This window comes from Paenibacillus sp. G2S3 (assembly GCF_030123105.1).
GTDB lineage: Bacteria > Bacillota > Bacilli > Paenibacillales > Paenibacillaceae > Paenibacillus_AQ.
This window is the reverse complement of sequence record NZ_CP126095.1, coordinates 6,081,633-6,096,423: the sequence shown is the minus strand read 5'-3', so window position 1 is coordinate 6,096,423 and position 14,791 is coordinate 6,081,633. Positions and strand designations below refer to the sequence as shown.

Sequence of the window (14,791 nt, the reverse complement as noted above, 5' to 3'; positions counted from 1 at the left end):
ATCACGAAGTCGAGGATACCCATGAACAACAAATCAGTTAGTGTACATATCGTCACCTATAATAGTACTGACGACATCATAGATTGTATAGAGGCAGTAATGGCACAGGACTATTTGGTCAAAAAAATTGTCGTAGTGGACAACGCTTCAACTGATGGTTCGGCGGATAAGGTCAGAACGTTCTATCACCAGTTTAACTCGGACTCACCCGCTGCATTCTTGGTGGGGCATGAAGCTATGAACTCCGCAAGGGAGATAAAGCAATATCCAACAATTGACCTTCTGGAGAATGAGCTTAACACAGGCTTCGCCCCAGCCCACAACCAAGCCATTGCTGCTACGGAAACAGATTACGTGCTCGTCCTTAACCCTGACCTAACGCTGGCACCAGACTATATCTCCAGGCTAATCACACAGATGGAGAATAATCCGCAGATCGGCAGCGCCACAGGCAAGCTTTTGCTGAAGGCGGATCATGGGCTGGTAGACAGCACAGGTCTCCGAATGAACAGAGCACGCCGTGCATTTGATCGCGGTGCGGGTGAGCCAGCTGACCAATGGACGCAATCGGGTCCTGTATTCGGTGTATCTGGAGCGGCTGCGATGTATTCTCGGCGGATGATCAACGACATAAGTGTTGATGGCGAATTTTTTGATGCCGACTTTTTTGCCTATAAGGAAGATGTGGATGTGGCTTGGAGGGCGGAGTTATTCGGCTGGCAGGGATATTATGATGCAGAGGCGATCGGGTATCATGAACGTGGGTGGAAAACGTCTGGCCGTAGCACCAAACCGATGTTCATCCGACGAATATCTTACATTAACCGCTACAAAATGATCTACAAGAATGAATCTGCTCGAACTATGTTGAAGACAATCTTCATTTCTCTCCCCTATGAAATTGCCGCTCATGGTTATATGCTTCTGAGAGAGCCACAGTTAATTACAGCGTGGAAGTCCTTTTTCACTCAGCTCCCAGCGTTAAAAAAGAAGCGTGAGTATATACAAGCCGTGATAAAAGAGAGAGAGAAACACAAAAACTAAACCTAATCTGGTAAAACCTCCCTGAAACGTCACCTACTCTCAGGGAGGTTTTATGTTATAATTATTGTCGGTAGATTACTATATTTGTCAGGAGCGTTACGCAGTGAATGTAGATGTAAGCATACTTATTGTTAATTACAACACATGTCGCCTGACGATGGATTGTCTCAGGTCGGTGTATGACTCAGAAACGAACTATTCCTATGAAATTATTTTAATAGACAACAATTCCCATGATGATTCGGTAGAGAAGATTAGTAGAGAGTTTCCAGGTGTAATGTTGATCGCAAATAACGACAATGTCGGTTTTGCCCGTGCCAATAATCAGGGGATGGAAGCTTCATCCGGACGGTATGTGCTGCTGCTGAATTCAGATACGGTGGTACGTAAGGATACGCTAGAGACGATGATCTCCTTTATGGACAGTCGGCCTGATGTAGGAGCGTCAGGGTGTAAGATTATTTTACCGGATGGGTCGCTAGATAAAGCTTGTAAGCGGGGATTTCCTACACCGTCTGCATCCTTCTATTATGCTTTTGGATTTAGCAAGCTGTTTCCGGATCGTCCGAGGTTTAACGGTTACCAGTTAGGTTATCTGAACCCTGATCTTGATTACCCGATAGATTGTCTGGTTGGTGCGTTTATGCTGCTGCGGCGGGAGACGATTGATCAGGTGGGTGGATTGGATGAAGAGTTCTTTATGTACGGTGAGGATTTAGATTGGTGTTATCGTATTAAAGAGGCTGGTTGGGAGATTTATTATTATCCGAAGACTTCTATTGTGCATCTTAAAGGTGGCAGCGCCAGACGCAGACCGTTTAAGATCGTCTATGAATTCCACCGGGCAATGATTTTATTTCATCGTAAGCATTATAGTAAGAAGTACAACAGTATGATAAATGGAACAGTATATGCTGGAGTTGGCGTGAAGTTCGCACTTTCGCTTTTGCGGAATGCCTTAACTTCTCCTAAAAGAGTTCCATCACCTGCACAGAGTCTTAACTCCACTAATGAAACAGGTGCACGTAACGAAAAGAACACTGAGGTGAATTTATGATTCGGCGTAATCAGAAATTTTTAACACAGCTCTATATGGTTGCTGACTTTATTGTCATCCAGATCTCTTTTTTAGCGGCTTGGTGGCTTAAGTTTAAAAGTGGATGGATGGATTTTTACAATCCGTTGCCTGTAGAGTCGTACGCTTACTGGAGTATGATTTATGGCGGAGTTGCAGTGTTAATCGGTATATTATTGTCACTGTATTTGCCTAAACGTAAGAAACGTTTTGTCGATGAATTTATCAAGATTTTCCAAGTTCATATCATGAGCATATTCATTTTACTCGGTCTGATGTTCTTTGTGAAAGAAATCGATATCTCTCGTACCTACCTTGCTATTTATATGGGATTTAACGTTCTTTCTATTATGCTGTACCGTTATGTGCTGAAGAAGATGCTTAAATCTTTTCGCGAAAAAGGCTTTAATCGACAGTTCGTACTTATCATCGGCGCAGGTACACTTGGTAAAAGATTCTATAACAATCTGGAGCAATACCCCGAGCTCGGATACGAAGCGATTGGTTTCTTGGATGACTATCATACTTGGGATGGAATTGAGGAACAGCGCTATAAACCGATTCTAGGAACGGTTGACCAGTTGTCTGGAATGCTAGAGATGCTGCCTGTGGATGAGGTTATACTCGCGCTGCCACTTGATGCGCATTCGAAGTATCCTTCAATTATTGCGGCTTGTGAAAAAGCAGGCGTACGCACATTGATTATCCCTGACTTTTTCGACTACTTACCAGCCCGTCCTTACTTTGATAACTTTGCAGGCATGCCAATGATTAATGTTCGTGATATTCCACTAGATATGACGGGTAATAAGATGGCAAAACGATTGTTTGATATTGTGTTCTCTTTGTTCGCCATTATTATGATCTCTCCCGTGATGCTTATCGTGGCTCTTGGTGTTCGTCTGACCTCTCCGGGACCGATTATATTCCGGCAGGAACGTGTGGGATTGAACCGTCGTAATTTTATGATGTATAAGTTCCGCTCCATGAAGATGCAGCAGGACGGCGAAGAGGATACGGGCTGGAGTACGCGAGAAGATCCTCGTAGAACTAGATTTGGTACCTTTATTCGTAAGACAAGTCTGGATGAGCTTCCGCAATTTTTTAATGTGTTACTGGGACATATGAGTGTAGTTGGTCCTCGGCCAGAACGCCCATATTATGTAGAACAGTTCCGTGACGAAATTCCAAAGTATATGGTAAAACACCATGTACGCCCTGGAATCACAGGTTGGGCACAGAGCAATGGACTTCGCGGTGATACTTCCATCGAGGAGCGGATCAAACACGATATTTTCTATATCGAGAACTGGTCTTTACTGTTCGACATTCGAATTATTTTTAAAACGATTCGCAACGGCTTCGTCAACAAAAATGCTTATTGATTCCTGCACTTATTCAGATTTGCTAAAACTTTAATTGGATCCCCGTTTCTACCTATGGTAGAGCGGGGTATTGTTTTTCTATTGGTTTTATAATCTAAACTTTGCAAAGGAAACTCTCAACTATGGATAAGAAAAAGATTGTTGCTACTGTAATTGTAATTGGAGCTCTTATCATGTTATTTGTAATCGCTTTTAGTAATGAAGACGAACAGCCTGCAAGTGGTTTTGAGGCTCACAAGGTCGTAGCACATGCCATGGGTGGCATTAACGGCCATACATACACCAATGCCTTTGAAGCATTTGTTGCTAATTATGCTCAGGGAACTCGTGTATTTGAAGTAGACTTGTTATTATCGGCTGATGATCAGTTAGTTGGTAGACATGAGTGGTCAGGCAATATGAGCAAGCTTTTAGGTCAGTTGGATGTTCTTCCTGCTAATAAACAAGGGGTAGTACTAGATTATAAGGAATTCATGAACAGTCCAATCCTGAATATATACTCCCCGATCGATGTCGAGAAGTTGCTTGATCTGATGCAGCATTATCCAGATGCCTATATCGTGACCGATACGAAAGAAATCAAACCCGAACTTATAAATAAACAATTTACACTGTTGGTAGAAGCGGCACAGGATCGGGAACCAGCCATATTAGATCGAATTATTCCACAAATATATAACCAGTCGATGCTTGATGAGATTAATAAGATGTATTCTTTTCCAGAAGTGCTTTATACCCTATACCAATCCAAGGATACGGATGAACAAGTTATTGAGTTTGTTAAAAAAACAGGTGTGGATATTACAATGCCAGTTAGCCGAGCCACCAAGAGCTTTGTTAAAAAGCTGAAGAAGGCTGGCGCTCGTGTGTATGTTCATACAGTAAATGAAGAAGATGAAATTCGGGAGCTGTCCCGTATGGGAGTGGATGGTTTCTATACTGATTTTGTGCCCGAAGAGGATTTAATTAACATTACAGGTTTACGGTGAAATCTTAGACCTCATATTACCATAAAAAAACACGAAAAAATGTTCGTATTTTTGTTCGCTTTAAATTGACACACCTGCTGCGCTGGCATAGACTAGATCTATATCTTTTGCGGCGGCAGGAGTGTCTTTGTCTTGCCCAAATGACTATTAAGGATGATTCTCATGAAATCAGTGCAGCAAATGATCAAACCTTGGCGGCATGTGTTTAAACTAGACCCTGACCGGATGATTTCGGATGAGGATTTGGAGGCCGTTTGCTTTTCTGGCACGGATGCCATACTGATAGGGGGCTCAACAGGAGTAACCTATGAGAATACAGTGGATCTCTTATCAAGAGTAAGAGGGTTTGAGTTACCCTGTGCACTAGAAGTATCCGAACTTGAAGCTGCTGTGCCCGGATTTGATCTTTATATGATCCCTATGGTGCTTAATACGCCTGATCCAGCCTGGATCGTAGGCCATCATCGCCGAGCTATTGAACGCTATGGATTTATGATTCCATGGGATTCGTTATTAACGGAAGGCTATATTGTGCTGAATAGCGACTCTTCCGTTGCGCGGATTACAGGGGCCGAGACGGCCATTGATGCTGAAGAAGCGGCTGCCTATGCCCAGGTTGCGGACAGGCTGATGTCACTGCCGATTGTTTATCTTGAATACAGCGGTAGGTTCGGGGATATGGAGACCGTGCGGACAGTGCGTGAAATGGTGGAGCGAGCCCAGCTTTTTTATGGTGGGGGCATTACTTGTGAGGCAGAAGCCGAGCAGGCAGCAGCTCTATGTGATACAGTAGTGGTCGGCAATATTATTTATAGTTGTGTACAGCAGGCGCTGCTAACAGTTGCGGCTGTGAAAAAGACAGTACAAGAGCAATTCGATTAAAATATAAGAAAGTATAAGTTTCACGTTATACATTATCCTTATATTTTTCGCATAAACACTTACCGTCCTTATAAGGACGCCAAGAGCGTTTATGCTTAGTGGTTATTTTTAGGACTACTTATGATGACTTGACGTGCGGACAGAGCGGAGGGTCGGAGGGATTCTGGAGAAACGCCAGTGGTCGCCTTTAAAGATCCATTTCAACCGATAATCTCTTTATTGGAATCAAGAAATTGGGCTTTAACAGCGATCGTAAGAACCCTCCGAACCCGTAGTGGCTTGTTCTCGAACGGTTAATCGCTAATTTTGAATTTTAGCTCTTAATGATTTGTAATTTCATTTTTAGAAAGGAGCATGTTACACATGCAACTTATTAGCATACAAGACGCAGTAAGTCGACTGAATCCTCCACAAAGACAGGCTGTGGAAACTACTGAAGGACCACTTTTGATTATGGCTGGTGCGGGCAGTGGGAAGACGAGAGTGTTGACTCACAGAATTGCCTGGCTGATTGCCAATCGAAAGGCGCCGCCTTGGGCGATTTTGGCGATTACGTTTACGAATAAAGCCGCGCGGGAAATGCAGGAACGTGTATCTAAGCTTGTCGGACCTGAGGGAAGGGATATCTGGGTATCTACCTTTCACTCTATGTGTGTTCGGATTTTGCGGAAGGATATTGAGCGGATTGGCTTTACCTCCAACTTCTCCATTCTGGACTCTACAGATCAGTTATCCGTAATACGTAACTGTATGAAGGAACTGAATATTGATACGAAGAAATTCGAACCAAAAGCTGTGCAGGCTATCATTAGCGCATCCAAGAATGAGCTGATCACTCCGGCGCAGTATGAGCAGAAGGTTGGCGATTATTTTGAAGGCTTAGTTGCAAAGGTATATAAGATGTATCAAAGGCGTCTAAGAAGCAATAACTCGCTTGATTTTGATGATTTGATTATGAAGACGATCGAACTGTTTAAGGAAGTTCCCGAGGTCCTTGATTTCTACCAAAAGAAATTCAAATACATCCACGTGGATGAGTATCAGGATACGAACAGAGCGCAGTATATGTTGTGCCGTATGCTCGCTGATAGCCACCACCGGATTTGCGTGGTAGGGGATAGTGACCAGTCCATTTATCGCTGGCGCGGAGCGGATATTACGAACATTCTCAATTTTGAAGAGGACTATCCAGAAGCGAAAACCATTCTTCTAGAGCAGAACTACCGTTCAACTGCTAATATCCTAAATGCAGCCAATGGAGTAATCGCGCTCAATAGTGGACGGAAGCCGAAGAGGCTGTGGACCGATTCCGAGGAAGGCGCCAAGATTAAGGTGTATCGGGCGGACTCCGAGCATGATGAAGGGTATTTTGTAACCGGGGAAATCAGTAAGAATGTGAAACAAGGCCAAGCCTACCAGAATCACGCGATACTGTATCGTACGAATGCCCAGTCACGGGTAATAGAGGAAATTCTGATTAAATCAGATATTCCGTATCAAATCGTAGGCGGGATTAAGTTCTATGATCGTAAAGAAATCAAGGATCTGCTCGCGTATTTACGCCTGTTGTCTAACCCTGATGATGATATCAGTCTGACACGCATTATTAATGTACCTAAGCGGGGATTAGGGGATACAACGGTTGGCAAGCTGGCAGCTGCGGCTGGTGAACGAGGTGTTTCTATTTTCCGCGTACTGCAAACTGTAGATGATTTGGGCTTTGCTGGGCGGACACGGAATATGCTAGTAGAGTTCTACGATATGATTGAAGCTCTGCACCGTATGGTGGAGTTCCTGTCCGTAACCGAACTGACGGAAAAAATACTGGAGATGTCGCAGTACCGTTTGGAGCTGCAAAATGAAAACACACTCGAATCTCGCTCGCGACTAGAGAATATCGATGAGTTCCTGTCCGTGACGATGGAGTTTGAAAAAAATAACGAGGACAAGTCGCTTGTCTCCTTCCTCACAGATCTTGCGCTTATCGCAGATATTGATAGTGTGAACGATGATGAAGAGGATCGTAGTGATGCTGTTGTCTTGATGACGATGCACAGCGCCAAAGGTCTGGAGTTCCCAACGGTATTTATCGTCGGGATGGAAGAAGGCGTGTTCCCGCACAGCCGAGCCTTCCAAGACAACGATGAGCTCGAAGAGGAACGCCGGCTTGCATATGTAGGGATCACCCGCGCCGAGAAACAATTGTTTCTCTCTTGCGCGCGGATGCGTACGCTCTTTGGGCGGACGACGGCGAATCAGCCGTCCCGCTTCATTGAAGAGATTCCGGAGGAGTTGAAGGAGGATACCGCTAAGACGCAGGATCGCTTCCAACGCGGAGGCACGGAGGTAGGCGGTGCTTATGGCGGACGCGGCTTCAGTGGCGGCAGTCGTGGGAACTTCGGCGGCCGAGGTGGAGCCGCTGGTGCGGCGCCGATTGGCAGCGGAAGCACAGCGTCAGCAGCGACAAGCAAGAGCAGCGTGACCGTAACCTCCGGCGGCGCTCAGCGCGCTACTGGAGCAGGGGCTGCAGCAGCTGGCGATTACAAAGCCGGTGATAAGGTTTCGCACGGCAAATGGGGCACTGGTACCGTTGTAGCTGTAAAGGGCACCGGGAATGATACGGAGCTGCAGATTGCTTTTCCGGCACCAGTGGGTGTAAAACGACTGCTTGCAGGGTTTGCACCGATTACCAGGGTGGAATAATAGTAGGAAACGATTAACGAACGGATATTTAGACCACGCTAACCATTAGGAAACTTATTGACGGAGGGATGTACCTGCATGGATGCTATGCATGTGATGGAAGAGCTTGTTGCGGAGTTAAATAATTATAATTACCACTATTACACGCTGGATGCTCCGCTAGTCAGCGATAAGGAATACGATGTTTTATACGACAAGCTTGTAGCACTGGAGGCTGAGAGTGGCTTCGTACTACCGGATTCACCTACACAACGTGTAGGTGGAGAGCTGCTTAAGGGCTTCACGCCGCATCGGCATCTGGCTCCGCTTTGGAGTCTCGATAAAGCACAGAATATTGAACAGCTGCGGAGCTGGAATACGCGGGTACTTCGCTTAGTGAATGAGTACAATCTTAAGAACCCAGGCAACCCTCTACCTGATCCTTGTTATGCAGTAGAATTGAAGTTTGATGGCTTAACGCTGAATCTAACCTATCGTAATGGCGTTCTTGAACAGGCATCGACGCGTGGAAACGGTGTAGTGGGGGAAGGAATACTTGCACAGGTGAAGACCATAAAGTCTGTTCCATTAACGATTCCTTTTAAAGAAGGTGTTATTGAGGTTCAGGGTGAAGGAATTATGAACCTGTCCGTGCTCGCTGATTATAATACACGGGCTGCAGAGCCGCTAAAGAATGCGCGTAATGCAGCAGCAGGTGCACTGCGCAATCTTAATCCGAAGACTACTGCAGAACGTCGTTTGAATGCTTATTTCTATAATGTAGGTTTTGGAGAAGGTGTAGAATTCGCTGATCATCAGGAGATGATGGATTTTCTAAGGAATAACAAATTCAAAGTAAATCCTTATCTGACTTACTGTAATGATTTCGATGATGTGACCGAGCAGCTTGCTGGAATCGAGGAGAGTCGTTCAAGTCTTGATTACCTCATCGATGGAGCCGTGATCAAGGTGACGGATTTCCGTATTCGTGAAGTTCTTGGTTACACTGATAAGTTCCCCCGCTGGGCAGTGGCTTATAAATTTGAGGCTGAAGAAACAACGACCGTGCTTGAGTCTGTTAGCTGGAATGTAGGCCGTACAGGCAAAGTGACTCCGCTGGCTCGTGTAGAGGCGGTAGAGCTTGCTGGAGTTACCGTACAGAATTGTACATTAAATAATGTGGGCGATATTGAGCGCAAAAACTTGAAATTTGCCTTAGGCTCACGAGTGTTTATTCGTCGCTCTAATGATGTTATCCCAGAAATTCTCGGCAAGGTAACAGAGGAGAATGACGGAGGAGAAATTATCTTCCCTGAGGATTGCCCGGCTTGCGGATATCCGCTAGAAATGCGCGGCGCACATCTTTTCTGTAACAATAAGCTGAACTGTAGACCGCAAATTATTAGTCGGATCACTCATTTTGCTTCGCGTGATGCGATGGATATTGAGACGTTTAGTGAGAAGACGGCAGGTCAGCTCTACGACGAACTTAATGTACACGACTCTGCGGATCTGTATGAATTGTCCTTTGAGCAGCTTGTACAGCTGAACCGTTTCGGGGAGAAAAAAGCACAGAATTTGCTGCAAGCATTAGAGGATAGCAAAGGGCGCGATCTCGCCTCGTTCCTCTTTGCGTTAGGAATCCCTAACACAGGTAAAGCAACAACCAAAATGCTAGCTGATCATTTCTGCGATCTAGATGCTGTGATGCAGGCTAAAGCGGAGGAGCTCGCCGAGTTACCAGACATTGGCGGGATTGTCGCCGAGAGCATTGTTAACTTCTTTGCAGATCCTGTAGTAGTAGCGAACGTTGCTCGATTGCGCGCGCTTGGGGTTGAAGCGAAGGCTCCAGAGGCACCACGTCCTGTTAGTACGGATTCCTTCTTTAGTGGAAAAACGGTAGTGTTGACCGGTTCGTTACAAAAGCTGACGCGTGAAGAAGCAGCTGAACGCTTAGAAGCACTCGGAGCGAAGGTATCCGGAAGTGTATCCAAGAAGACAGATTTGGTTATTGCCGGCGAGAAGGCTGGTAGCAAACTGGCCAAGGCACAGCAGCTAGGCATTCAGGTTATTGAAGATGAAGATGAGCTGATTCGACTGCTGGAGATGTAAGCATATTTTTACTGAATCCTAAAAGGATACCAGTTCCATTTCGTTTAAGTACGAGAGGAGCGGGTATCCTTTTTTTGCGTAACCTACTTATTGTCGTTCGATTTTAAGTACATGTTTCTATTTTCGAGGAAAATCGTTCGATTGATCTGCTAATATAGAAGCTATAGATTATTATTACTATATATGAAAGGAAACCCCTCCTGTGAAGAGAGAAACGATATTGTTAGTAGATGATGAGAAGGAAATTGTAGAGCTGTTATCAATATACCTCTGTAATGAGGGCTATCGCCTACTTAAAGCTTATGACGGGATGGAAGCGCTGGCGTGTCTACAGAAGGAAGAAGTAGATCTAATTATTCTTGATGTCATGATGCCTAAAATGGATGGGCTAGTAGCCTGTATGAAGATCCGTGAAAAGCGCAAGATGCCAATTATCATCCTTTCGGCCAAAAATACGGATATGGACAAAATCTCAGGACTTAGCATAGGAGCGGACGACTACGTGGGCAAGCCGTTTAATCCTTTGGAGATTGTGGCACGAGTTAAGTCACAGCTGCGTCGTTATCACGCTTTCAATAAAGACAGTAATAGCCTAGGGAATGACAGCAAACTGAGCTTTGAAGATTTAACTATAGATACGTCTAAGCATGAGGTACATATAGACCAGCAAAAGATTAAGCTGACCCCGCGGGAATTCTCCATTTTAGAGCTTTTGGCAAGGCACCAAGGTCAAGTGCTCAGCTTAGAGCAGATATACGATAAGGTGTGGAACGAACCATTTTTAGATGGGGGCAATACAGTGATGGTACATATTCGTAACCTCCGCGACAAAATCGAAGTGGATTCGAAGCGCCCACGTTATATCCAAACCGTCTGGGGCGTTGGTTATAAACTTGACGGACCTTCCTGAAAGGATAGGTGAGGTTTCTTGAATTCCAAATATATAACTACGATTCGTTGGAAGTTTATATACGCCTTTTTGCTTAGTGTGCTTTCTGGTGGATTACTGCTGTTTGTCTGCTACCAACTCGTTAATTTTATGATCTATCTAAATCCAGCTTCAGAGTCGGCTCCCTATTCACGCATCTTACGCTGGATCATTAATCATATTGGCTCTATGCCACTACTGACCGCAGCTGGTATTATCAGCTTTCTGCTGTTCTTTTTTATCTATACGCGCAAAGTAGTGCTGTATCTGGAGGAGATCACCAAAGGGATTCGGGAAATCACAAGCTCGGGGATGTCGCACCGTATTGAGGTCAGAACATCAGACGAGCTGGGTGTGCTGGCGGAGAACATTAATGAAATGGCTGAGCGTCTGCAGCACTCCGTGGAGGAGGAACGTAAAGCCGTGAATGCAAAAAATGATTTGATCACTGGCGTTTCACACGATTTACGGACTCCACTTACCTCTGTCCTCGGCTTTCTGGAATATATCGAGCAAGATCGATGCCAGGAAGAAGTAGAAATACGATATTACGTTAACATAGCCTACAACAAATCCCTTGTGCTGCGTAAACTGATCGACGATCTTTTTGAATATACGCGTGTGAATAGTGGAGAATACCCTCTGGTACTGGAGCGACTGGATTTAAAAGCATTTATACGGCAGTTAGCGGAGGAGTCAGTTCCGGAACTAACGAAGGCTGAGATGACCTATGAGATCGATGATCAAGCTGGTGAGTTGTGGATAGAGGCTTCCCCTAAAGAATTAGTTCGTGCTTATGAGAATTTGATTACGAACGCGATCCGTTACGGTAGAAGCGGCGGAAAAGTGGAAATTGGTTTCAGTAAAAAGGGCAAGGAAGCGGTTGTCCGTATTAGCAATTTTGGAGAGATGATTGCAGAGAGCGATATTCCGTTTATTTTTGAACGATTCTATCGGGCAGAGAAGTCCCGTTCACAGCATACTGGCGGTTCAGGCCTAGGTCTTGCCATTTCCAAAAGTATCATCGAACGCCACAATGGTGTTATTAATGTAGAAAGCTCACCACTTCGCACGGATTTCATCACCTATTTCCCATTCTTCATAGAATCTTAAGAAAACTCTTGGCGGGTTCTTAAGATTTTGAAGATATCCTTGTGAGCACAAGGAGGGAATGACTATGCACAAACTTCGAACGGTTCGTATCCATTATCTTTATATTTTTATAGGTAGTGCTCTTTTGAGTGCTGCCTTTCTTTTTGCTGTCCAGCGGGCTGTTGCTTTGCTGTATTCTCATTATTCGGGGCAATCAGGCGTTTTTTTTGTTCGGTTTATCCACTGGATCATTAATCATATTGGAAAAATTCCCTGTGCCATTGCTTTATTTGTTCTAATCTTCAGTGGGCTGTTTATTCTCCGTTCACAGAAAATTGCCAATGATTTGCACGCGGTATTGGTTGGGACCTCAGAGTTGGCGGACAAGGGAACAACGCAAGAAATTAAAGTCCTTTCTGGAGGAGAATTGGGCCAAATCGCAGTTAACCTGAATCGCATACAAAGAATTGAAGTTCCATATAGAGGCGTAGTACCAGAGACGATGGAAGAGACGCCAGCTGTAGCTTTATTGATAAGAACTCGGGCAATTATCCGTACTCTCCGTGAGGTAGAAGAGGCCAGCAATACAGAAGATGGGGTGGAAGCTCAAACACTTCTTGAAGCAGCGAGTGTTGAAGCCCGTAGTATGGAGCGGTTCCTAGAGAACCTGATTATAGAATCATGAGTGCCGTTATCGAAAAAAAACAAAGTGTAGCCCATGCAGACAAGGAAAGCAGATGGAACGTACGTACCCGGTTACTCCGTCTAGGATATTTATTATTTGACGGGAGTGTCATTGGAATAATAATAGCGCTCGTGGGTTTGCTTTACGTATTTCAATACGGCGGACAAGTGGTTAAACAGCAAGAGGATAAACTTCAGCTGCCGGAATCGAGCATCATTAAGACCTCAGATGGGACGACATTACGAATGATCCCTTTACCGGGCTCTGGGTATAGACAAACGGCGGAGCTGGAGGAGATGCCTGCATTATTGATAAATACATTCTTAGCAGTGGAGGATCGTCGTTTTTATAGCCATCAGGGATTAGATTACAAAGGGATTTCTCGAGCTTTTCTAAATAATATTGTAGATATGGATCTCTCTGAGGGCGGGAGTAGTATTACTCAGCAGCTAGCTCGCAATCTTTATTTGAATAGGAACAAGAATGTCATACGTAAGCTAAACGAAGCATCCATTGCTCTTGCATTGGAGAGGCAGCTATCTAAACGTGAAATTCTAGGGCTGTATCTTAATCAGATTTATATGGGGCGCGGACAGTATGGAGTAAAAGCAGCTGCGGAGCGTTACTTTGGTGTTTCTGATTTAAAAAAACTTGAGATATGGCAAATAGCCACCCTAGCGGGAATTCCTAAAGGACCATCTATTTATAATCCGGTAGATAATAGTACATTATCGAAAACAAGAAGGAACCTCGTTCTACAGATCATGCTGGATCAAGGACTGATCACTAATGAACAAATGATTGTGGCTAGAGATAAACAGTATCAGCCTCCTGCTGCGAACAAAGAAGAAGCCATTGGCGTGCATTATGTGGATGCTACGCTTAAGGAGGCGGCTCAGATGACCGGGAAGTCTGTGGAGGAGCTTCGAACGGGCGGTTTTACTATCGTTACTGGGTTGAACATTAAAGCACAGCACGCGCTTGAGCAGGCCTTTCTTAAGGACTCTTCCTTCCCGCCCGACGGAAAAGATCAACAGGTGGAAGCAGCTATGACGATAATGGATCATCGTACAGGTGAAGTGGTGGCACTGATTGGTGGACGTGAACAAAACGAGGGGAGCTTGAACAGAGCCACAATTGATGCGCGGCAGCCAGGCTCGAGCTTCAAGCCGATCATTGATTATGGACCTGCGCTAGAGAGCGGGAAGTATAGCCCGAATAGTATACTGTCTGACCGAAAATACGCTTATGGCAATTATGTACCTGAGAACTTGAATGGTGTGTACCAAGGACAAATCACAATGAACACAGCATTACAAAAATCCATAAATGCACCAGCCGTTTGGCTATTAAAGCAGGTTGGTATCTCTTCTGCGCGGCAATTCGCAGCCGAATTAGGAATTGTACTGACGGAGGACGATAACCATTTATCAATAGCTTTAGGAGGGCTTCATAAAGGGGTGTCTCCACTTAAAATGACACAAGCCTACGGTGTTTTTGCTAATGGAGGTAAATTCAATGAGGCTCATATGGTACGCACGATAATGGATTCCAAAGGGGAGGTCGTTTATTCACATCTCTCTGAATCAAGGCAGGTAATTTCGCAACGAACCGCAGAAGCAATGACGATGATGCTTCGTAATGTTGTCAATGAAGGAACAGGCAAAAAAGCACAAATGAACAGACCTGTAGCGGGAAAAACCGGAACAACCCAATTGGACCTGCCAGGCGTGAGCAAGAAAGCTAATCGGGATCTGTGGTTTGTCGGTTATACGTCGAAATGGACAGCTGCGGTGTGGATGGGGTTTGATCGTACGAATAAGGATAATTATATGACAGAGGGCAGCGGGAAGGCTGCCGCTCTATTTTCTACAGTCATGAGTAAGGCGTTAAGCGGTTACTGATGTTACTGATATT

The 14,791-nt window shown here is 44.9% G+C and carries 11 protein-coding genes; all 11 read left to right on the top strand.

Features of this window, described 5'->3' with window-relative positions; all coding sequences use genetic code 11:
* The first annotated feature begins 21 nt into the window (after positions 1 to 21).
* The 11 genes from QNH28_RS27065 (at position 22) to QNH28_RS27015 (ending at position 14,778) form a co-directional block, all read left to right on the top strand.
* Complete coding sequence (locus QNH28_RS27065) at positions 22 to 1,044, top strand: glycosyltransferase family 2 protein (RefSeq protein ID WP_283909247.1); 1,023 nt, start codon at positions 22 to 24, stop codon at positions 1,042 to 1,044.
* 157 nt (positions 1,045 to 1,201) lie between these two features.
* Complete coding sequence (locus tag QNH28_RS27060; protein ID WP_283912276.1) at positions 1,202 to 2,101, top strand: glycosyltransferase family 2 protein; 900 nt, start codon at positions 1,202 to 1,204, stop codon at positions 2,099 to 2,101.
* On the top strand, positions 2,098 to 3,504 hold the full coding sequence (locus tag QNH28_RS27055) for an undecaprenyl-phosphate glucose phosphotransferase (RefSeq protein ID WP_283909246.1): 1,407 nt from the start codon (positions 2,098 to 2,100) through the stop codon (positions 3,502 to 3,504). The genes QNH28_RS27060 and QNH28_RS27055 overlap by 4 nt, the downstream gene beginning before the upstream one ends.
* A 122-nt stretch (positions 3,505 to 3,626) precedes the next feature.
* On the top strand, positions 3,627 to 4,493 hold the full coding sequence (locus tag QNH28_RS27050) for a phosphatidylinositol-specific phospholipase C/glycerophosphodiester phosphodiesterase family protein (protein WP_283909245.1): 867 nt from the start codon (positions 3,627 to 3,629) through the stop codon (positions 4,491 to 4,493).
* 162 nt (positions 4,494 to 4,655) lie between these two features.
* Positions 4,656 to 5,375 (top strand): heptaprenylglyceryl phosphate synthase, encoded by a 720-nt coding sequence (gene pcrB, locus QNH28_RS27045; protein ID WP_481858341.1) that lies wholly within the window; start codon positions 4,656 to 4,658, stop codon positions 5,373 to 5,375.
* Positions 5,376 to 5,738: 363 nt separating this feature from the next.
* Positions 5,739 to 8,078, top strand: coding sequence for a DNA helicase PcrA (pcrA, locus tag QNH28_RS27040; protein WP_283909244.1), 2,340 nt, complete (start codon positions 5,739 to 5,741; stop codon positions 8,076 to 8,078).
* A gap of 78 nt (positions 8,079 to 8,156) precedes the next feature.
* Positions 8,157 to 10,169 carry an NAD-dependent DNA ligase LigA gene (ligA, locus tag QNH28_RS27035; protein ID WP_283909243.1) on the top strand — a complete coding sequence of 671 codons (2,013 nt, stop codon included), beginning with the start codon at positions 8,157 to 8,159 and terminating at the stop codon, positions 10,167 to 10,169.
* A 202-nt stretch (positions 10,170 to 10,371) separates the two neighbouring features.
* Positions 10,372 to 11,079: a response regulator transcription factor gene (locus QNH28_RS27030; RefSeq protein ID WP_283909242.1), complete on the top strand. Its 708-nt coding sequence runs from the start codon at positions 10,372 to 10,374 to the stop codon at positions 11,077 to 11,079.
* 18 nt (positions 11,080 to 11,097) lie between these two features.
* Positions 11,098 to 12,210, top strand: coding sequence for a sensor histidine kinase (locus QNH28_RS27025; RefSeq protein WP_283909241.1), 1,113 nt, complete (start codon positions 11,098 to 11,100; stop codon positions 12,208 to 12,210).
* 64 nt (positions 12,211 to 12,274) lie between these two features.
* Complete coding sequence (locus QNH28_RS27020) at positions 12,275 to 12,874, top strand: hypothetical protein (protein ID WP_283909240.1); 600 nt, start codon at positions 12,275 to 12,277, stop codon at positions 12,872 to 12,874.
* Positions 12,871 to 14,778, top strand: a complete 1,908-nt coding sequence (locus QNH28_RS27015; protein ID WP_283909239.1) for a transglycosylase domain-containing protein — start codon at positions 12,871 to 12,873, stop codon at positions 14,776 to 14,778. Before QNH28_RS27020 ends, QNH28_RS27015 begins: the two co-directional genes overlap by 4 nt.
* Positions 14,779 to 14,791: the final 13 nt, after the last annotated feature.